This is a genomic window from Caballeronia sp. INDeC2, from assembly GCF_023631325.1.
GTDB lineage: Bacteria > Pseudomonadota > Gammaproteobacteria > Burkholderiales > Burkholderiaceae > Caballeronia.
The window spans coordinates 145102-164351 of sequence record NZ_JALQDG010000027.1 but is presented as its reverse complement, the minus strand read 5'-3'; the positions used below and the strand labels follow the sequence as shown (position 1 = coordinate 164351).

At 63.9% G+C, this 19250-nt stretch carries 17 protein-coding genes; 8 read left to right on the top strand and 9 right to left on the bottom strand.

Annotated elements, in window-relative coordinates:
• The first annotated feature begins 2 nt into the window (after nt 1-2).
• Nucleotides 3-611 carry a protocatechuate 3,4-dioxygenase subunit alpha gene (gene pcaG / locus NCS28_RS16305; protein WP_250514786.1) on the top strand — a complete coding sequence of 203 codons (609 nt, stop codon included), beginning with the start codon at nt 3-5 and terminating at the stop codon, nt 609-611.
• An 88-nt stretch (nt 612-699) separates the two neighbouring features.
• A complete protein-coding gene (locus NCS28_RS16300; protein WP_250514785.1) occupies nt 700-1005 on the top strand; it encodes a DUF2288 domain-containing protein in 306 nt (101 codons plus the stop codon).
• Between the two features lie 102 nt (nt 1006-1107).
• Here NCS28_RS16300 and NCS28_RS16295 read toward each other — a convergent pair whose 3' ends face one another.
• Nucleotides 1108-2196 carry an AI-2E family transporter gene (locus NCS28_RS16295; RefSeq protein ID WP_250514784.1) on the bottom strand — a complete coding sequence of 363 codons (1089 nt, stop codon included), beginning with the start codon at nt 2194-2196 and terminating at the stop codon, nt 1108-1110.
• 178 nt (nt 2197-2374) lie between these two features.
• Here NCS28_RS16295 and NCS28_RS16290 point away from each other — a divergent pair, with 178 nt between their 5' ends.
• Complete coding sequence (locus tag NCS28_RS16290) at nt 2375-2902, top strand: OmpA family protein (protein ID WP_250514783.1); 528 nt, start codon at nt 2375-2377, stop codon at nt 2900-2902.
• Here NCS28_RS16290 and NCS28_RS16285 read toward each other — a convergent pair.
• From NCS28_RS16285 to NCS28_RS16275, 3 genes are read right to left on the bottom strand one after another with little or no spacing between them, the layout of a single operon-like run.
• A complete protein-coding gene (locus NCS28_RS16285) occupies nt 2892-4895 on the bottom strand; it encodes an acetyl/propionyl/methylcrotonyl-CoA carboxylase subunit alpha (RefSeq protein ID WP_250514782.1) in 2004 nt (667 codons plus the stop codon). The two genes, NCS28_RS16290 and NCS28_RS16285, sit on opposite strands and share 11 nt — an antisense overlap.
• 4 nt (nt 4896-4899) lie before the next feature.
• The gene (locus NCS28_RS16280) at nt 4900-6507 is read right to left on the bottom strand and encodes a carboxyl transferase domain-containing protein (protein WP_250514781.1); all 1608 of its coding nucleotides are present in this window, start codon (nt 6505-6507) and stop codon (nt 4900-4902) included.
• Between the two features lie 11 nt (nt 6508-6518).
• Nucleotides 6519-7700, bottom strand: coding sequence for an isovaleryl-CoA dehydrogenase (locus tag NCS28_RS16275; protein ID WP_250514780.1), 1182 nt, complete (start codon nt 7698-7700; stop codon nt 6519-6521).
• Nucleotides 7701-7862: 162 nt separating this feature from the next.
• Between NCS28_RS16275 and NCS28_RS16270 the strand changes: the two genes are divergently transcribed.
• Complete coding sequence (locus NCS28_RS16270) at nt 7863-8594, top strand: TetR/AcrR family transcriptional regulator (protein ID WP_250514779.1); 732 nt, start codon at nt 7863-7865, stop codon at nt 8592-8594.
• Here the strand turns inward: NCS28_RS16270 and NCS28_RS16265 are convergent.
• The 3 genes from NCS28_RS16265 to NCS28_RS16255 form a co-directional block, all read right to left on the bottom strand.
• Nucleotides 8584-9480 (bottom strand): ferritin-like domain-containing protein, encoded by an 897-nt coding sequence (locus NCS28_RS16265; protein WP_250514778.1) that lies wholly within the window; start codon nt 9478-9480, stop codon nt 8584-8586. The genes NCS28_RS16270 and NCS28_RS16265 overlap by 11 nt on opposite strands.
• An 85-nt stretch (nt 9481-9565) precedes the next feature.
• Nucleotides 9566-10951 (bottom strand): MFS transporter, encoded by a 1386-nt coding sequence (locus NCS28_RS16260; RefSeq protein ID WP_250514777.1) that lies wholly within the window; start codon nt 10949-10951, stop codon nt 9566-9568.
• A gap of 111 nt (nt 10952-11062) precedes the next feature.
• Nucleotides 11063-11728, bottom strand: a complete 666-nt coding sequence (locus tag NCS28_RS16255) for a TetR/AcrR family transcriptional regulator (RefSeq protein WP_250514776.1) — start codon at nt 11726-11728, stop codon at nt 11063-11065.
• A gap of 166 nt (nt 11729-11894) precedes the next feature.
• On the opposite strand from NCS28_RS16255, the gene NCS28_RS16250 reads away from it, so the two are divergent.
• From NCS28_RS16250 to NCS28_RS16240, 3 genes are all read left to right on the top strand, one after another.
• Nucleotides 11895-13421, top strand: a complete 1527-nt coding sequence (locus NCS28_RS16250) for an MDR family MFS transporter (protein ID WP_250514775.1) — start codon at nt 11895-11897, stop codon at nt 13419-13421.
• A 193-nt stretch (nt 13422-13614) separates the two neighbouring features.
• The gene (locus NCS28_RS16245; protein ID WP_250514774.1) at nt 13615-14409 is read left to right on the top strand and encodes an ABC transporter substrate-binding protein; all 795 of its coding nucleotides are present in this window, start codon (nt 13615-13617) and stop codon (nt 14407-14409) included.
• Nucleotides 14410-14604: 195 nt separating this feature from the next.
• Nucleotides 14605-15720: a succinylglutamate desuccinylase/aspartoacylase family protein gene (locus NCS28_RS16240; protein ID WP_250514773.1), complete on the top strand. Its 1116-nt coding sequence runs from the start codon at nt 14605-14607 to the stop codon at nt 15718-15720.
• Between the two features lie 7 nt (nt 15721-15727).
• Here NCS28_RS16240 and NCS28_RS16235 read toward each other — a convergent pair whose 3' ends face one another.
• The gene (locus tag NCS28_RS16235; protein ID WP_250514772.1) at nt 15728-16096 is read right to left on the bottom strand and encodes a nuclear transport factor 2 family protein; all 369 of its coding nucleotides are present in this window, start codon (nt 16094-16096) and stop codon (nt 15728-15730) included.
• 239 nt (nt 16097-16335) lie between these two features.
• Here NCS28_RS16235 and NCS28_RS16230 point away from each other — a divergent pair, with 239 nt between their 5' ends.
• Nucleotides 16336-17532, top strand: coding sequence for a porin (locus NCS28_RS16230; protein ID WP_250514771.1), 1197 nt, complete (start codon nt 16336-16338; stop codon nt 17530-17532).
• A 69-nt stretch (nt 17533-17601) separates the two neighbouring features.
• Here NCS28_RS16230 and NCS28_RS16225 read toward each other — a convergent pair whose 3' ends face one another.
• On the bottom strand, nt 17602-19242 hold the full coding sequence (locus NCS28_RS16225) for a bifunctional aspartate transaminase/aspartate 4-decarboxylase (protein ID WP_250514770.1): 1641 nt from the start codon (nt 19240-19242) through the stop codon (nt 17602-17604).
• Nucleotides 19243-19250 lie beyond the last annotated feature (8 nt).

Below are 19250 nucleotides of genomic sequence, written 5' to 3'. Positions count from 1 at the left end.
ACATGACCACGCTGAAACAGACCCCATCGCAGACCGTCGGACCGTACTTCGCTTACGGCCTCGTTCCGGAGCAATACAACTTCGATCTGAAGAGCCTCTTCACCGCGTCGGCGGCGGATCGCGAAGTGCCGGGCGAGCATATCGCCGTCGTCGGCAATGTGTTCGACGCCGAAGGCAAGCCCGTCAACGACGCGCTGATCGAAGTCGCCCAGGCCGATGCGAACGGCCGCTATGTGCAGAACGTGCAGGAAGCGCGCGAATCAGGCTTTCGCGGCTTCGCCCGCGTGGGCACGGGCACGGATCCGAAATTGCGCTTCATCGTCGATACGGTGAAGCCGGGCGCAACCGCCGACGATTCCGCGCCGCACCTCGACGTCATCGTGCTGATGCGCGGCATGTTGCTGCATACCTACACGCGGATCTACTTCGAGGACGAAACCGAAGCCAACGCGAAGGACACCGTGCTGCAGAGCGTCCCGGCCGAGCGCCGTCATACGCTGATCGCGAAGCGCGAGGCAGGCGCGTCGGCCAAGCCGGGTTCGTCGGGCACGATCTATCGCTTCGACATCCATCTGCGCGGCCCGAACGAGACGGTTTTCTTCGATCTGTAAAGCGTCTCGCGGCAGTCGTGTGAAACGAAAGGCGTCCGGCACTGCGTTATAGTGTCGGACGCCTTTGGTCTTTTCTCCGCTTTCTCCCATGTCCGACGCTCCCACGCCCAGCCCGCTCTACGTCAAGCTCCTCGGTGAAACCGCACAGATCGGCTGGTCCGAACTGGAGCGCTTCTTCGCGCAAGGCAAGCTCATCTGGGTGAAGGGCGATCTCGATCTCGTGAGCGTCGCGGAAGCCCTCGCCGCCGACGACACGCAGCAGGTCACCCAATGGCTTTCCGCCGGGCTGATCGAGCGCATGCAGGCAGCGACGGCCGCCGATCTCGCCGCGCGCGATCCGGAGTTGTGGGCGGTCGTTCTCTCGCCGTGGGTGTGCGTGCAGGAACGCCGTTGATCTGGCTTCGATGATGCTCCTCGTGCGTAACCGCGATGCATACGCCGGACGTCGAAAGCGCCGAGGCGCCTTCGACGCGACACCGGAGCAAGCGGTAAAGCGCTAACTCCGCTTGTCGACGTAATCCGTCCATAGCACGACGAGAATCGTCATCAGCGCCGGGCCGATGAATAATCCGATCAGCCCGAAAGTCTCGGCGCCGCCGAGAATGCCGAACAGCACGAGCAGAAACGGCAGCCGCGCCGACCCGCCGATCAGCACCGGCCGCACGAAGTGCTCGGCGACGAACACGACGATCATCCCGAACACGGCGACGCAAATCGCCGCGATCATCGAGCCTTGCGCAAGCAGCCACAGCGCCGAACCGAGGAACACGATCGGCGCGCAGAACGGCAGCATCGCCGCGATGGCCGTCAGCATGCCGAGCAAGGTGGCGTGCGGCACGCCCGTCACCGCATAGGCGATCCCGAGCAGCGCGCCCTCGCCCAGTCCCACGACGACGAGTCCGACCACCGTGCTGCGCACCGATTCGGCCATGCGCCGCACGAGCGCCGCGCCATCCGGACCGAACGCGCGGCGCGAACCCGAAAGCAATTGCTCACCGAGCTTCGAGCCCGCAAGAAACACGAAGAACAGCGTCATCAGCATGAAGCCGAAGATGACGACGCCATGCACCACACGCCCGCCGAAGTGCCGCGTCATCGCGACGACGGTCGCACTATGCAGGTTCTTCACCGCGGGCGACGTTTCGAGCGGCGTCGCCAGATTCTCCTGCCACCAGTGCCCGACCTGTTGCGCACCCATCGGCAGATGCTCGATGAAAGCGGGCATCGGAATGCCGGTGCGCAACACATCGTGGAACCAGTGGAGCATGTCGCGCGCTTCGTTCGCCGTTTGCGCCGCGACGATGAAGAACGGCACGACGAACAGCAGACCGATCGCCGCCGTCAGCAAGACCGCGAGCACGTTGTGATGCCGCTTGAACATCGGCCGTCGCTCGAGCCAGCCCAATGCCGGCCATAGCGCAATCGCGATCACGCTCGCCCAGACGACCGCCGGAATGAATGCGCGCGCGGTATAAAGCGCGACCAGCACGAGCACCGTATAGAGCACCGCCGACGCCGTGCGCTGAAGCTTGCGGGTGCGCTCGGATGAGTCCGGTGTCGAGTCGTTGCGCGGTTGGATGGGCATGAGTGAGCGGTCTCTCTTCGTGATGTGCGATTGTCGGCAGAACATGAATCGTTCGCCAGCATTGTAATCACGCACGAATCATTCCACTGGATGCGCGCCGTCATGCATCTTTATTTACAAAAGGCGCGTTTCGCGCTCCCTATAATCGAGACTCGCCATCGAAGCAGGATTTTTGCAAATGAAGGAATTCGCCTCGCGCGCAACGGCTGGCGCATGCTTGTCTCTCGTACTGCTCGCCGGATGTTCCACCGGCCTCAACCGGTCGAAGGAAGATCAATTGAACGCGCAAAACGGCATCACCATGTTGCCGGTCAAAGGGGGCGTGGAGATGCGGCTGCCCGAGGCGCCGCTCTTCGATACCGACGAATCGACCCTCCGCGCAGGCTATTCGCCGCTGCTCGATCGCGCCGCTCAGGTGTTGAAGCGCAGCATGCGGCCCATTCTGATCGAAGGTCATACCGACAACCAGGGCACGCTGGCCTATAACCGCACGCTTTCCGATGCGCGCGCCCAGGCCGTCGCGCGGGCGCTGATCGCGCGTGGCGTGCCCGCCGAGCGCATCGCGACGAAAGGCGTGGCGTGGCTGCGGCCCATCGCCAGCAACGAAACGGCGCAAGGCCGCGCAATGAACCGCCGCGTGGAAATTCTGGTGCGCGCCGAGAAGGAAGAGACGCTGCTCGGCGCGCCCGCGAAGGTCAAGCGCTAGCCGCCTGCTCGACCTCCAGCACGAGCAGCTGCGAGCCGTCGGCGACCTGATCGCCGACTTCGAACAGAATCTCGCCGATCTTGCCCGTCGAAGGAGCGACGATCGTATGCTCCATCTTCATCGCTTCCATCACCATCAGCGGCGCGCCCTTCTCGACCGTCGCGCCCGTCTCCACGAGCACCGCGATCACCTTGCCGGGCATCGGCGCGGTGAGACGGCCTTCGTGCTCGGCATCGCCCGCATGGGCCATCAGGTTCTGCCACTCGAACTGGAACGCCGCGCCTTCGTGGAAGACGTGGAAGACGTCGCCGTCGGTGAAGACGTGGCCCTTGATCAGCGCATCGTCGAGCTGGACCGCGAATGACGTCGCGCCGCTATGCGACCAGTCGAAGCGCGCGCTTTTATCGTTCAGCGTGAGACGCTTGTCGCCGTTCTTCGTGAACACGACCTTCAGCGTCTCGTCCGTATCGAGCGCGCGCCAGTTCAAATCCTGGCTATAGCCGCCCGCCATGCGCCAGTGCGACAGCGCATCCCACGGCGAGTGGCCGTGCGCCTCGCCGCCCTCGCGCGTGAGCAGCGCCGCGCACGCGAGCGCAAGCCCCTTCTTGCGCGAAACGAGAGTGGGCGCGAAGAGCGCATCGTGATGACGCTCGATCAGGCCCGTGTCGAGATCGCCGGCACTGAACGGCTGGCTCGTCACGATGCGTTGCAGGAACTCGACATTCGTCGACAACCCGACGATCTCGCACTCCGCCAGTGCGCGCGCCATGCGCGCCAATGCATCTCGGCGGTCGCGGCCATGCACGATCAACTTCGCGATCATCGGATCGTAGAACGGCGTGATCGCGTCGCCCTGACGCACGCCGCTGTCCACGCGCACGTCGCCGTCGATAGAAAACTGCACCGCGTGCGGCATGCGCACGTGCTTGAGCGTGCCCGTCGACGGCAGGAAGCCGCGCGACGGATTTTCCGCGTAGATGCGCGCTTCGATCGCGTGGCCGTGCACCTTCAGCTCGTCCTGCTTCAGCGGCAAGGGCTCGCCCGCCGCCACGCGCAGTTGCCATTCGACCAGATCGAGCCCGGTCACCATCTCCGTCACCGGATGCTCGACCTGCAGGCGCGTGTTCATCTCCATGAAGTAGAACTGGCCGTCCTGCGTCATGATGAATTCGACCGTGCCCGCGCCGACGTAGTCCACCGCGCGCGCCGCCGCGACCGCGGCTTCGCCCATCGCGCGGCGGGTTTCATCGTGAAGACCCGGCGCGGGCGCTTCTTCCAGCACCTTTTGATGGCGACGCTGCACGGAACAATCGCGATCGAAGAGATAAACCGCGTTGCCGTGCTTGTCAGCGAAGACCTGCACTTCGACGTGACGCGGGCGCAGCAGATACTTCTCGATCAGCACGCGATCGTTGCCGAAGCTCGACGCCGCCTCGCGCTTGCACGATGCGAGCGCCGCCGCGAAGTCCTCGCTCTTCTCGACGACGCGCATGCCCTTGCCGCCGCCGCCCGCGCTTGCTTTCAGCAGCACCGGATAGCCGATGCGGTCCGCTTCGCGCTGAAGCAGCGCAGGATCCTGATCGTCGCCGTGATAGCCCGGCACGAGCGGCACGGACGCGGATTGCATGAGCGCCTTTGCGGCCGCCTTGGAACCCATCGCGCGAATCGCGTCGACGGGCGGCCCGATGAAGACGAGACCCGCCTTCTCGCACGCATTGGCGAACTCCTCGTTCTCCGACAAGAATCCGTAGCCCGGATGAATCGCCTGCGCGCCGGTCTTCTTCGCCGCATCGACAATGCGCTCGATGCGCAGATAGCTCTCCGCCGCGGCCGACCCGCCGACATGCACCGCTTCATCGCAGACATCGACATGCTTGGCTTTCGCGTCCGCATCGGAATAGACGGCGACGCTGCCGACGTTCAGGCGCTTCGCCGTCGCCGCGACCCGGCACGCGATCTCGCCGCGGTTCGCAATCAGTATTTTGTTGAACATGGCGTTACATCCTGAACACGCCGAAGCGTGTTTCTTCGATAGGTGCGTTCATCGTCGCGGCGAGGCCGAGGCCCAAAACGTCGCGCGTTTGCGCGGGATCGATCACGCCGTCGTCCCACAGACGCGCGCTCGCGTAGTACGGATGCCCTTGCGCCTCGTACTGATCGCGGATCGGCGCCTTGAACGCCTCTTCTTCCTCCTTCGACCACGTGCCGCCCTTCTTCTCGATGCCGTCGCGCCGCACGGTCGCCAGCACGGACGCGGCCTGTTCGCCACCCATCACCGAGATGCGCGCGTTCGGCCACATCCACAGGAAGCGCGGCGAATAGGCGCGGCCGCACATGCCGTAGTTGCCCGCGCCGAACGAGCCGCCGATGATTACCGTGAACTTCGGCACCTTCGCCGTGGCAACCGCCGTGACCATCTTCGCGCCGTTGCGCGCGATGCCTTCGTTCTCGTACTTCCGGCCGACCATGAAGCCCGTGATGTTCTGCAGGAACACGAGCGGAATCTTGCGTTGCGCGCACAACTCGATGAAATGCGCGCCCTTCAATGCGGATTCGCTGAAGAGAATGCCGTTGTTCGCGACGATGCCGACCGGATGCCCCCAGATATGCGCGAAGCCGCACACGAGCGTCGTGCCGTAGCGCGCCTTGAATTCGTCGAAGGCGGAATCGTCGACGATGCGCGCGATCACCTCGCGCACGTCGAAGGGCTTGCGCGTATCGACGGGAATTACGCCGTACACGCTCTGCGGGTCGTAACGCGGGGGACGCGGCTCTTTCAGCGCGAGCGTCGGCGTTTTCACCCGATTCAGATTGCCGACGATGCTGCGCGCAATGCCGAGCGCATGCGCGTCGTTCTGTGCGAGATGATCGGCAACGCCGGACAGGCGCGTATGCACGTCGCCGCCGCCCAGATCTTCGGCGCTGACTTCTTCGCCCGTCGCGGCCTTGACGAGCGGGGGGCCGCCCAGAAAGATCGTGCCTTGATTCTTGACGATGATCGATTCATCGCTCATCGCCGGTACATAGGCGCCGCCCGCGGTGCACGAGCCCATCACCACGGCGATCTGCGCGATGCCTTGCGCCGACATGTTCGCCTGGTTGTAGAAGATGCGGCCGAAGTGATCGCGGTCGGGGAATACGTCGTCCTGATTCGGCAGGTTCGCGCCGCCCGAATCGACGAGATACACGCACGGCAGACGGTTCTGCTCCGCGATTTCCTGCGCGCGCAAATGCTTCTTCACGGTCACGGGATAGTATGTGCCGCCCTTCACGGTCGCGTCGTTGCACACGACGACGCATTCCTGCCCCGCAATGCGCCCGATGCCCGTGATGATGCCCGCGCCCGGCGCGTCGTCGTTATACATGCCGTATGCCGCGAGCTGCGACAGTTCCAGAAACGGGGTGCCCGGATCGAGCAGTTGCGCGATGCGATCGCGCGGCAGCAGCTTGTTGCGCGACACGTGCCGGTCGCGCGCGGCCTGTCCGCCGCCTTCCGCGATCTTCGCGACCTTCGCTTTCAGATCCGCGACGAGCGCCTCGAGCGCGGCCGCGTTCGTGCGGAATTCCTCGCCACGCGGATTCAGTTTAGATTCGATGATCGTCATGAGCGCGCGCCTCAGGCCGTCTCGGCGAACAGTTCGCGGCCGATCAGCATGCGGCGGATTTCGCTCGTGCCCGCGCCGATTTCATAGAGCTTCGCATCGCGCCACAGCCGGCCGACCGGATATTCGTTGATGTAGCCGTTGCCGCCGAGGATCTGAATGGCCTCACCCGCCATCCATGTGGCCTTTTCCGCGGTGTAGAGGATGACGCCCGCGCAGTCCTTGCGCACTTGGCGCACGTGGCCGGAGCCGAGCGTGTCGAGCTGGCGGCCGACCGCGTAGAGATACGCGCGGCAGGCCTGCAGCGTCGAGTACATGTCCGCGACCTTGCCCTGGATGAGCTGAAATTCGCCGATCGCCTGGCCGAACTGTTTGCGATCGTGGATATACGGCACGACCGCGTCCATGCATGCGAGCATGATGCCGGTCGGGCCACCCGCGAGCACGGCGCGCTCGTAGTCGAGGCCGCTCATCAGCACCTTCGTGCCGCCATTCAACTGACCGAGTATGTTCTCTTTGGGCACCTCGACGTTCTCGAACACGAGCTCACCGGTATGCGAGCCGCGCATGCCGAGCTTGTCGAGCTTCTGCGCGACGGAAAAGCCCTTCATGTCCTTCTCGACGATGAACGCCGTGATGCCGCGCGGACCGGCTTCGACGTCCGTCTTCGCGTACACGACGAGCGTGTCGCAGTCCGGGCCGTTGGTGATCCACATCTTCGTGCCGTTGAGCACGTAGTGATCGCCCTTTTCCTCGGCCCGCAGCTTCATGCTGACGACGTCCGACCCCGCGTTCGGCTCGCTCATTGCGAGCGCGCCGATATGCTCGCCCGACACGAGCTTCGGCAGATACTTCTGCTTTTGCGCTTCCGTGCCGTTGCGATGAATCTGGTTCACGCACAGATTCGAATGCGCACCATACGACAGCCCCACCGACGCCGATGCCCGCGAAATCTCTTCCATCGCGACCATATGCGCGGTGTAGCCCATGTTCGCGCCGCCGTATTCCTCGGAGACGGTCATGCCGAGCACGCCGAGATCGCCAAACTTCTTCCAGAGATCCATCGGAAACTGGTCGCTGTGGTCGATTTCGCCGGCGCGCGGCGCGATTTCCTTCGCCGCGAAATTGGCGAGCGAGTCGCGCAGCATGTCGATGTCTTCGCCCAGCGCGAAATTCAGTCCGGGTACGGTGCTCATGAGTCGTCTCCTTCAGATGCGATGTTTTCGGCGCGCCCTGAAATTTGAGTTTCACTCACACAGGGCAGCAAACCACGGAATGGGGCAATTTCACGCTCAAATCGGCTAGCCGTCAATAGGTTTTTGAGCTACGCTCACATTTATTTCGCACGCTTCGCCATCATGTCCACGCATACCACTACCGGCCGCCGCACGCCCACGGGCGTCAAATCGCAGCAGCGCGTGAAGGACATCCTGCAGGCGGGCCGCGATGTCTTCGCAGAGAAAGGCTACGACGCCGCGACGAGCGCCGAGATCGCGCAGCGCGCAGGCATTTCGGAAGCGACCGTGTTCAGCTATTTCGCCGGGAAGCGCGAGCTATGCGCGCGCGTGATCGCCGACTGGTACGACGAAATCATCGATGCCTTCGAGACCGGCCTGCCGCGCGACGGCTCGGTGCGCCAGCAGTTCGCGTTCATCGTCAGGACGCACATGCGGCTCATGCTGATGAACGGTACGGGACTGTGCGCGCTCGTGCTGTCGGAAGGGCGCAGCAAACAGCACGATCTGTCGGACACGTTGACAGAATTGCAGCGCCGCTACACCGCGCCGCTGATGGACGTGCTCGCGCGCGGCCAGACGCTCGGCCATGTGCGCAGCGACATGCCGTTGCGTCTCTTGCGCTCGCTCGTATTCGGCCCGATGGAACACGTGCTGTGGGACGCGACGCTCGCGAAGCGCCGTCTGAGTCAGACTCAGATCGAGACGACGGCGAACGAACTGGTGGAAGTATTGTGGACGGCGCTGCAGCCGCCGAATGTGCAACTGGCGGCGCTCGCGCAGTTCCGGCAAGACGTGGAGGAAGCGTCGCGGCGCTTCGAAACGAGCGCCGCGCGAGAGAAGCCTACTTCCTGATGAAGCGCAGCGCGAAGCGCGCGAGCTTCGGCACGGTGGCCGGACGCAACAGCCGCGCGTCGTAGCCGCCCATGCGGCGGTCGTTTTCGGCGAGACACAGTTCGATCAGCGCGCGAACCGATACATCGCCCGCCACCGAATCGCCGACGTTCGCCGGAAAGTTCACGTCCTGCGCCGCGCCGCTCTTGTCGAAGCCGCGCGCGAGCGAGATGCGGTCGCGGATCAGCGAAAACCAGACGCTCGCGGTCTTCGCGAGAAACCACGGCTTGCGATACCACGGCAGGCTGCGCCGATACCACGCGGCCCAGTTAGCGAAGAACAGAATGTGCCGCGCTTCTTCCTGAATGACCGGCTCGAAGGTCTCGACGAGTTCTTCGGGGAAATATCCCGATTGCCGCGCCGCCTCGAAAAGCCCGAACGCGAAAAAACTGTCGATGCACTCGCTGTATCCCGTGAGCATCCACGCGCGCAGCGCATCGGCGGGAGCGGGATACGGCGGCTCCGGCGCGAGCGCGATGCCGTACGCCTCGACGAGCTTCGACAGCACGAGCTTGTGCCGCGCCTCTTCGCCGCCGTTCATACGCAACGCTTCGCGCAGTTGCGGGTCGGTGACGGTGCCCGCGTAGGTCGCGACGCGAATCGATGCGCGCCCTTCTGTCTGCACGGCGATATCCCAGATCGGCAGCGAGGTCACGCGCTTCAACGCGGCGGGATCGAGTTTGGGCCAGTCGATGACGGCGGGCTTGTACGGATTGTGCGTCGTCAGCAGCATCTCGCAGAACATGCGCTTGTGCAGGTCCGAACCGATCGGAATCTGCCCCGTCGACCGGTACGTCCAGTTGCGCATCGCATGATCTGCTTCGACTGTGTTGAGCGTGTCGGACATATTCGAATATTGGCGGCCGATTGGGTACGCCCTGCGCATTTTGGCATACAGGACGCTGACTCGCAGCATCGCGCGCCATTTTCGCCTAGTGCGAGATTTTTTCCAGGGCGAGATCGCGCGTTCTCGGGCCCATGAAGCCGATTGCCGCCATCACGATCAACATCGCCGACGCGATGAACACGAACACGCCCGTCGTCCCGAAGCCCTTGAGCACACCCGCGATGATGAACGACGTGAAAATCGCCGAAAAACGGCTCCATGAGTAGACGAAGCCGACCGCGCGCGCCCGGATGCTCGTCGGAAAGAGTTCCGTCTGATAGGCGTGGAAGCTGTAAGACATGATGTTCGCGGAGAGCGTCAGACCGACGCCCATCGCGATGAGAAACGCCGCGTTCCTCGACTGGCTGAAGAGCAGACCGCAGACGATATTGACCGCCGCCATCGCGACAATGGCCGTCTTGCGCTCGATCCTGTCGGCGATGGCGAGCCCGATGAGCGGACCGATCGGCGCGGCGATCGCGATGATGCTCGAATACATGAGGCTCGACGTCACCGTGACGCCCTGCTTCACGAGCAGCGTCGGCACCCAGTTTGCGAAGCCGTAGAAGCCGACGGTCTGGAACACGTTGAAGACGATCATCATCGTGGCGCGCTTGCCGTAGGGCGGCTGCCACATGTCGGCGAAGGTGCCGCGCCTGTCCGCGGTTTCGAGGGCGGCTTCGGGCGGCGGCAGCGGCTTGCCGTACTCGCGCGCGACTTTCTCTTCGAGCGCGCGCATCACGCGGTCGGCTTCGTCGAGCCGCCCTTTCTGCGCGAGCCAGCGCGGGCTTTCCGGCAGCGTGCGGCGAATCCACCAGACGAAGAGCGCACCGTGCGCACCGATGACGACGACCCAGCGCCAGCCGTCGATTCCGAAGGGCGCGCGCGGCACGAGCTGATACGCGAGGAACGCGACCACCGGCACGGCCATGAAGCCGACCGCCTGCTCGCACGCGAACGCGCGGCCGCGGATATGCCGGGGCGCGAGTTCGGAGATATAGGTGCCGATCGTGACGAGTTCCACACCGATGCCAACGCCGGCGATGAAACGCCAGATGTTGAGGCCCGTCGCCGTGTCCTGGAACGCCATGATGAGATTGGCGAGCGTGTACCACAGCAGCGAATACGTGAAGATCGCGCGACGGCCAAAGCGGTCGGCGAGAAAACCGCAGGCGATCGTGCCGACGAACAGCCCGGCGAACAGCGACGCGATGAAGCTTGCGATGCCCGTCATGCCGAAGAAACCGGTGGTCGTCGGCGTGAGGATGCCGCTTTTGACGAGACCGGGCGCGACATAGCCGGAATACAGGAGATCGTAGAGCTCGAAGAAGAAACCGAGGCTCAGCAGCACAATGAGCGTCCAGACGGTACGCGTCGCGGGCAGGCGATCGAGCCGGGCGGAAATGCTGCCGGCGGTGACGGGGGTTGCCATCGGGTTGTCTCCTCTTGAGGCGGGTTGCGGCGCGCTCTTCTGGCGGCGCGGCGCGGGCGAACGAGGGACGGATTTTAACCGGATAGGTAACCGCGATGGCGCCCGCCACACTCAATGCGGCTGAATCCCGCTCATCAACAACGCGACGACATGCCGCGCGAGCTGCTCGGCGCTGATGGCCCGGCTTCCTTCCCCGCGCCAGCGCGTAGTCGCGAGCGGAAACACCGTCAGCCCGAAGAGCGACGCGAACACGAGCGACGGCTCCAACGACGGATTCAGCTTTCCTTCCTTCTGCCAACCCGCGATGCGCTCGATCGCGCGATCCTTGTGCGCGTCGCCGAAGCGCTCGGCCATGCGCCGACGCAGCAGCCCGCCCTCGCTGATCATCTCGCGCACCCATAGCGCCGCGAACCACGGATATTTATCGACGGTCGCGACGAGCGTTTCCACGAAGGCGCGCAGCGTATCGACAGGCTCCGAATCCGGATCGTTGAACACGCGCGCGAGCTCGACGCGCAGCGGCACGAAACGCTCGTCGATCAGCATGTCGAGCAACTGATCGCGCGTCTTGAAGTAGTAGTGAACCATCGCCGGCGTGACGCCCGCCTCGCGCGCGATCGCGCCGAGCGTCGTTTCGCCGATGCCCTGCCGCGCGAACAGCTCGAGCGCGATATCCAGCAGTTGCTCGCGGGCCTGCTCCCCATGCGTACCGCTCGGGCGCCCCGGTTTCCGTCGCGGCGCGGGGCTCGCGGATGCGCCCGCGCCAGTGTCCAGCACATCGTTTTCCATATAAGAATTTGACGAGATCCGTTTCGTGGCCTATATTAACTTCCACGTTAATTAATTACAATCGATCCGAACTGCCGGGCGACAAGTCCGGCCGCGGATACGCAACACATCCTCACTCTTTGCTCGCGGCGTCGCTCACGCCGGCTCAGTCGACATGACATCTTTGCACCAAACCGCCGTCGCGGGCGCGCAAGCGTCCGACGAAACCGGTATCGCACCGAAACCGCCCGTCCGGCTGTTGTTCACGGCGCTCCTGCTCGTGATGCTGCTCGGCGCGCTCGACCAGACTATCGTCTCGACCGCGCTGCCGACCATCGTCGGCGATCTCGGCGGGCTCGAAAACCTCTCGTGGGTCGTCACGTCCTACCTGCTCAGCTCGACGATCGTCGTGCCGCTCTACGGCAAATTCGGCGACCAGTTCGGCCGCAAGATCGTACTTCAGGCGTCGATCCTGATCTTTCTCGCCGGCTCGATTCTCTGCGGCGTCGCGCAGAACATGACGCAACTGATCGCGCTGCGCGCCCTGCAAGGGCTGGGCGGCGGCGGCCTCATGGTCATCACGATGGCCGCCATTGCCGACGTCATCCCGCCCGCCGAACGCGGCCGCTTCCAAGGCTTGTTCGGCGGCGTGTACGGCCTGGCGACGGTCGTCGGCCCGCTGCTCGGCGGCTTTCTCGTCGAGCATCTTTCGTGGCGCTGGATTTTCTACATCAACCTGCCGCTCGGCCTGATCGCGCTCGCCGTGATCCAGCTCGTGTTCAAGCCGCACACCGCGCATGTGAATCATCGCGTCGACTACATGGGCGCGGGGTTTCTCGCCGCGGCGCTCACCTGCATCATCCTTTTCACGAGCGAAGGCGGCACGCTGCTTCCGTGGACCTCGCCGCAGCTCTGGGGCACGCTCCTGCTCGGACTCGTGTGCATCGGCGGCTTCGTCTACGAGGAACGCCTCGCCGCCGAACCGATCATGCCGCTCTCGCTCTTCAAGGAGCGCACCTTCGTGCTGGCGGGGCTGATCGGCTTCATCGTCGGTTGCGCGCTGTTCGGCGCGGTCACGTTCCTGCCGCTTTATTTGCAGGTCGTGAAGGGCTCGACGCCGTCGCAGGCGGGCCTGCAGATCACGCCGATGATGGGCGGCGTGCTGTTGTCGTCGATCGTGAGCGGGCGCGTCATCAGCAAGATCGGCAAATATCGCTTCTTTCCGATCATGGGCACGGCGCTCGTTTCCACCGCGATGCTGCTGCTCTCGACGCTCGACCTCGACACGCCGCTCGCGATCATGAACGTGTACATGGCGCTGCTCGGCCTCGGACTCGGCATGGTGATGCAGGTGCTCGTGCTCGCGGTGCAGAACGTCGTCGAATTCCGGTTGATGGGCGTGGCGACCTCCAGCGCGACACTGTTCCGCTCGATCGGCGGCTCGGTCGGGGTGGCGGCGTTTGGCGCGATCTTTTCGAATAGCTTGCGGTCTCGCCTCGAAACACTGCTTCCGCCCGGCACCGAAATGCCGCAATCGCTCGGACCGCAGGCGGTCGCGCATCTGCCGCCCGCCTTACACGACGATTACCTGCACGCGTTCGCGGGCTCGATGCACACGGTCTATCTCGTCGCCGCGTGCATCGCGCTCATCGCTTTCGCGCTCTCGTGGTTCCTGAAGGACCATCCGCTCAGGAAGCGCTGACACGAGGGAAACCTCTAAAGCCACGGCTATCGGGGCTTTTACTAGCTCCTGAACTATTTTGGCTTGGTAACCTTCTGCCGATTCTGAGCGGACACGATCCGCGGAATGCCCATGCTCCGGCGCTCATCGACGCGCCGGACGCCCGGATACGAGACCTTCCGGGCTGAACTGACCACCCTTTGGAGTTAAAACAGTGAAGAAACTGCTCGCGGCACTGACGATGTCCCTTCTCGCCGCCACGTCGCTCACCGCCGTCACGCCGGCGCTGGCGAAGGACTATTCGACGATCCGTTTCGGCGTCGACGCAAGCTATCCTCCGTTCGAATCGAAGGGTTCCGACGGCAAGCTGGTCGGTTTCGACATCGATCTCGGCAACGAGATCTGCTCGCGCCTGAAGGCGAAGTGCGTGTGGGTCGAGAACGATTTCGACGGCATGATCCCCGCGCTCAAGGCGAAGAAGTTCGACGGCGTGCTCTCGTCGATGTCAATGACGCCGCAACGCGCCGAACAGATCGCCTTCTCGAGCAAGCTCTTCAACACGCCGACGCGCCTCGTCGCGAAAAAGGGCAGTAACATTCTTCCGACGGCCGAAAGCCTGAAGGGCAAGAACGTGGGCGTCGAACAAGGCACGATCCAGGAAACCTACGCCAAGACCTACTGGGCGCCGAAGGGCGTGACGGTCACGCCGTACCAGAACCAGGATCAGGTCTATGCAGATCTGACCTCGGGCCGTCTCGACGCCGCGTTGCAAGACGCCGTGCAGGCCGAAATCGGCTTCCTGAAGACGCCGCGCGGCGCGGGCTACGACTTCGCCGGCAAGAACATCGACGATCCGAAGACGCTCGGCAACGGCGCGGGCATCGGTCTGCGCAAGGAAGACACCGACCTGAAGGCGAAGATCGACAAGGCGATCGCCGACATCATCAAGGACGGCACCTACAAGAAGCTCGAGAAGAAGTACTTCGACTTCGACGTGTACGGCGGCTAAGTCTCACGTCACGCCCAGCCGGGCTGGCGAACGGGCTCCGCGCTCAAGGGCGCGGAGCCCGTTTTGCTTTTGGGCGCCCGCCGCGCCGATTTCGGCTAAGATCGAACGTCCGGTAGGACGCCGACGGACGGAGACACCGCGGCGCCCGGCAATTCCCAGAGGCAAGACCCGCGCATTCGCGTGCGCGCGACCAACATGCAAACCAGAACCCATCCCCTGATCTCGCCGACGCTCGGCACTTCCCGCAACATCACGAGTTTTCACTACGGCCCCGGTGGCGGCCAGAAAATCTATATCCAGTCCTCGCTGCATGCGGACGAACTGCCCGGCATGCTGGTCGCGTGGCGACTGCGCCGCCAGCTCGCCGAATTCGAGGCGGCAGGCAAGCTGCGCGGCGAAGTGGTGATCGTGCCGGTGCCGAACCCGATCGGCCTCTCGCAGCATCTGCACGGCACGCTGATGGGCCGTTTCGAGACCAACAGCGGCCACAACTTCAATCGCAATTTCTACGATCTCGCCGCGCTGATCGCGCCGCGCATCGAAGCGCGTCTCGGGAAGGACGCCGGCGCGAACACGCTGGCCGTCCGCGCCGCGATGAAGGAAGCACTCGACGAGCAGACGCCGCACACCGAGCTCGAATCGCAACGCCTCGCGCTGCAAAAACTCTCCTTCGACGCCGATGTCGTGCTCGACCTGCACTGCGATCTCGACGCCGCGCTGCATCTCTACACCAACCCGGACATCTGGGACGAAGTGGAGCCGCTCGCACGTTATCTCGATGCGAAGGCGTCGCTGCTCGCGCTGAATTCGGTCGGCAATCCATTCGATGAAATCCACAGCTTCTGCTGGTCGGATCTGCGCCAGCGCTACGGCGAGCGTTTTCCAATCGCGAACGGCGGCATTTCGGTGACGGTCGAGCTGCGCAGCCAGCACGACGTGTCCTATGAACTCGCCGACAAGGACGCGCAGGCGATCGTCAACTACCTGATCCACCGCGGCGTCATCGATGCGCCCGTGCCGGAGCTGCCGCCGCTCGTGCATCCCGCGACGCCGCTCGCGGGCGCCGAGCCAATCGTCGCGCCCGCGTCGGGCGTGCTCGTGTTTCGCGCGGAAGTGGGCGCGTTCATCGAAGCGGGCGAGCCGATCGCCGATATCGTCGATCCGCTCACCGACACCGTCACCACGCTCGAATGCACGACCTCGGGCGTGATGTACGCGCGGCATATCACCCGCTTCGCGACGGCCGGGCTCGAAGTCGCACGCATCGCGGGCGCGAAGGCTTATCGCACGGGTTCGCTGCTGTCGGCGTAAGCTTGCGTCAGAACGGCGCGAGACAGCATTGCGCGGCCACGACCTTCCACGCGCTGCCGATGTCGCCCCACGTTCGCGTGTAGCGCAAGCTGCCCGCGAACGGGGCGCCCGCGAATGTCCCGGAAAGCGCCACGCGCGTCACCGTGACGGCAAAGCCGCCGTACACGCGCACGCTCTGCTCTTCGACATCCAGCTTCTCGATGCGCTGCATGCCGTAGCGATGCCCGTTCAGATCGTCGGCCTTGGTCCACACCTTGCCGGTTGCATCGACGAAGCTCAGGTCGTCGGCCAATAGCGCATCGAGCGCGTCCACGTCCGACGCCACCATCGCCTTCTTCAGGCGCTCTTCCAGTTCGCGGATTCCTTGCTCGTCCATGATTTCGCTCGCGGTGACAGAACCGTGAGCATCGCATCGGATCAGCCGGATGCACAAGCGGCGATCTTTCACCGTCCGTGTTGCACGCACGACACACCGCAAGCTCGTTGCAAGCACTGTCACATTTGTTTCTTCGGCGATCGCTACATTTGCGCCCGTCGCCGCCACGCGCCGTCAGAGCGCGACGCGGCGCAGACACCGTCGACAACCACACCGCGAACCAACTCACGGAGCTTGTTTTGAAGAAGAATCTCTTGGCGACCGCCGCGCTCGCCGCATTCGCCGCAATCGCCGCCACCTCCGCCCACGCGCAAAGCAGCGTCACCCTGTACGGCATCATCGACGCCGGCATCAGCTACGTGAACAATAGCTCCAGCAGTCCGACGCGCGCCGGCGATTCCCTCGTGAAGTACGACGACGGCGTCGCGCAAGGCAGTCGCTGGGGCCTGCGAGGCGCCGAAGATCTCGGCGGCGGCCTGAAGGCGATCTTCACGTTGGAGAACGGCTTCAACAGCGGCACGGGCACGCTCGGTCAGGGCGGCGCGGAATTCGGCCGTCAGGCCTATGTCGGGCTCGCGCAGAACAACGTCGGCTCGCTGACCTTCGGTCGTCAGTACAGCTTCAACACCGACTACCTCGGCTCGAACTATTCGATCGGCGGCCAGACCGTCGCGGGCAACTACGCGTACCACATGAACGACTTCGACCAGTTGACGTCGAGCCGTATCAACAACGCGGTCAAGTTCTCGAGCGCGAACTTCTACGGCTTCACGTTCGGCGCGATGTACGGCTTCTCGAACACGGCCGGCGGCTTCGCGGGCACGCCCAACACGACGGTCGGCACCACGACGACTCAAGGTTCGTCGCGCGCCTACAGCTTCGGCCTGAACTACAAGGCCGGCCCGCTCGGCATCGGTGCGGCATACACGGACATCCGCTATCCGACGGCCGCGACGCCGGCATTCAGCGCGACGATCGCCAACATCAACACGACCGGCACGACCAACAACGCGAAGGATCTGCGCAGCTTCGGCGTCGGCGCGAATTACGCGTTCGGCGCGGCGACGGTCTTCGGCCTGTGGACGAACACGCGCTTCGAGCCGATCGTCGGTTCGAGCTCGCGCCTGAACGCGTTCGATATCGGCGGCAAGTACGCATTCACGTCCGCGATGACGGCGGGTCTCGGCTACACCTACATGGACCTGTACGACAACTTCAAGGGCCACTGGCACCAGATCGACGCGAGCTTCGACTACGCGCTGAGCAAGCGCACCGACGTGTACGCGCTCGCGATCTATCAGAAGGCGTCGGGCTCGAACAACGGCGTGGAGAATCAGGCGTCGATCGGTTCTTCGTCGTCGAGCTATTTCGGCACGTCGGGTCTCGGCGAGAACAACCAGCTCGCGTTGCGCGTCGGCATCCGCCACAAGTTCTAAGCTTCGGCAAAGCAGAGATGAATCGGGCCGCAGTTCGTCGGGGGCGGCCCGATTTTTTTGCTTCGCGCGTTACTTGCCTTTCTTGCCCGTGGCCTTGTGATAGCGCTCGATGTACTCATCCATCAGCTTCCTGATCGCGCGGCCGATCTGCATGTAGTCGCTCTCGTTCAGATTCGCGAGCGACACGCGCCCCGACGGATGCTGCGTGCCGAAGCCGCGCCCCGGCAACAGCACGACGCGCGCATCCTTCGCGAGCCTGAAGAGAATCTCCGAAGGCTCGGTGTTCGCGATGATCCAGTCGACCAGATCGCGGCCATGCCTGCGCTCGCCGAGATATTCGATGTCGAGGATCGTGTAGTAATCGACCGCATTCTCGTCCGGCTCTTCGAGCGCGATGCCGATCTCGCGATAAAGCGCCTGCTTGCGGTTGCGGATCATGCGCTTCAATGCGTTCTTGTACGCGTCGGGCGTGTCCATCAGCGAGAAGAGCGAGAACAGCACCATCTGCACCTGTTGCGGCGTCGACAGGCCCGCCGTGTGATTCAGCGCGACGGTGCGGCTGTCGGCCACGAGCCGGTCGATGAACTTGAGCTTGTCCGGCTCCGTCGTGATCGATTCATAGCGCTCGTGGAGCTGCGCCCGCTGATCCTTCGGCAGCGCGGCGAGTTGCTTGTCGAAGATGTTGTCGCGATGCGTGGCGATCGCGCCGAGCCGCCAGCCGGTCGCGCCGAAGTACTTCGAATACGAATAGACGAGGATCGTGTTCTTCGGGCACAGCGCGAAGAGCGAGACGAAATCGTCGGCGAAGGTGCCGTAGACATCGTCGGTCAGGAGGATCAGGTCGGGCCGCTCCTTCACGATGTCCGCAATGTATTCGAGGCTCTCCGTATCCATCTTCACCGACGGCGGATTGCTCGGGTTCACGAGGAAGAACGCCTTGACCTTCGGATCGCGCAGCTTGTCCAGTTCGGCTTTCGAGTATTGCCAGCCTTGGGCGACATCCGCTTCCAGATTGACGACCTTCAGCTTGTAATCGTTCAGGCGCGGAATCTCGATGTACGGCGTGAAGATCGGCGTGCCGAGCGCGATGGTGTCGCCCGGCGCGATGAGGAAATTCTCGCGCATCGTGTTGAAGATGTACGTCATCGCGGCGGTGCCGCCTTCGACCGCGAAGACGTCGAATTCGCCGACGAACGGATGCTTGCCGATCATCTCGCGCCGCAGATATTGCGCGACGATCTGCTCCGAGAGCTTAAGCATACGGTCGGGCACCGGATAGTTCGAGCCGAGAATGCCTTCGCACATTTCGTAGAGGAAGTCGCCCGCGTTCAGGCCCAGCTGATCGCGCACATACGACACCGCGCCCGCGAGAAACGCGATGCCCGGCACGCCCTTGTTCTCGCGCGCGAAAATCTCGAAGCGCTCTTCCAGCCCTTCGCGCTTCGGAAAACCGCCGACGCCTTCTGGCATGTACGCGAACGAGCGCTCTGACTCGCGCATCGCGAAGAGGCCGAGCTGCCAGAAGCCGTGGCGCGGAATCGTCGCGAGGAAGTTCGGATTGCCGCGCCCCGCGTTGAGCATCGAGAGATTCGCCGGACGTTCCACCGCCCCGCCGCCCGCCGCCTTGATGAGTTCGTCCTTCAGCTCGAACGGGCTGAGCGCCGCCATGCCGGCGCGGTCGTTGGAACCCGATTTATCGGACTTTGCCATCCAGCACC

What these genes read in the sequence shown, in the direction of transcription:
- pcaG (WP_250514786.1), top strand. Translation starts at nt 3, where the DNA reads ATGACCACGCTGAAACAGACCCCATCGCAGACCGTCGGACCGTACTTC.
- NCS28_RS16300 (WP_250514785.1), top strand. Translation starts at nt 700, where the DNA reads ATGTCCGACGCTCCCACGCCCAGCCCGCTCTACGTCAAGCTCCTCGGT.
- NCS28_RS16295 (WP_250514784.1), bottom strand. Translation starts at nt 2,196, where the DNA reads ATGCCCATCCAACCGCGCAACGACTCGACACCGGACTCATCCGAGCGC.
- NCS28_RS16290 (WP_250514783.1), top strand. Translation starts at nt 2,375, where the DNA reads ATGAAGGAATTCGCCTCGCGCGCAACGGCTGGCGCATGCTTGTCTCTC.
- NCS28_RS16285 (WP_250514782.1), bottom strand. Translation starts at nt 4,895, where the DNA reads ATGTTCAACAAAATACTGATTGCGAACCGCGGCGAGATCGCGTGCCGG.
- NCS28_RS16280 (WP_250514781.1), bottom strand. Translation starts at nt 6,507, where the DNA reads ATGACGATCATCGAATCTAAACTGAATCCGCGTGGCGAGGAATTCCGC.
- NCS28_RS16275 (WP_250514780.1), bottom strand. Translation starts at nt 7,700, where the DNA reads ATGAGCACCGTACCCGGACTGAATTTCGCGCTGGGCGAAGACATCGAC.
- NCS28_RS16270 (WP_250514779.1), top strand. Translation starts at nt 7,863, where the DNA reads ATGTCCACGCATACCACTACCGGCCGCCGCACGCCCACGGGCGTCAAA.
- NCS28_RS16265 (WP_250514778.1), bottom strand. Translation starts at nt 9,480, where the DNA reads ATGTCCGACACGCTCAACACAGTCGAAGCAGATCATGCGATGCGCAAC.
- NCS28_RS16260 (WP_250514777.1), bottom strand. Translation starts at nt 10,951, where the DNA reads ATGGCAACCCCCGTCACCGCCGGCAGCATTTCCGCCCGGCTCGATCGC.
- NCS28_RS16250 (WP_250514775.1), top strand. Translation starts at nt 11,895, where the DNA reads ATGACATCTTTGCACCAAACCGCCGTCGCGGGCGCGCAAGCGTCCGAC.
- NCS28_RS16240 (WP_250514773.1), top strand. Translation starts at nt 14,605, where the DNA reads ATGCAAACCAGAACCCATCCCCTGATCTCGCCGACGCTCGGCACTTCC.
- NCS28_RS16235 (WP_250514772.1), bottom strand. Translation starts at nt 16,096, where the DNA reads ATGGACGAGCAAGGAATCCGCGAACTGGAAGAGCGCCTGAAGAAGGCG.
- NCS28_RS16225 (WP_250514770.1), bottom strand. Translation starts at nt 19,242, where the DNA reads ATGGCAAAGTCCGATAAATCGGGTTCCAACGACCGCGCCGGCATGGCG.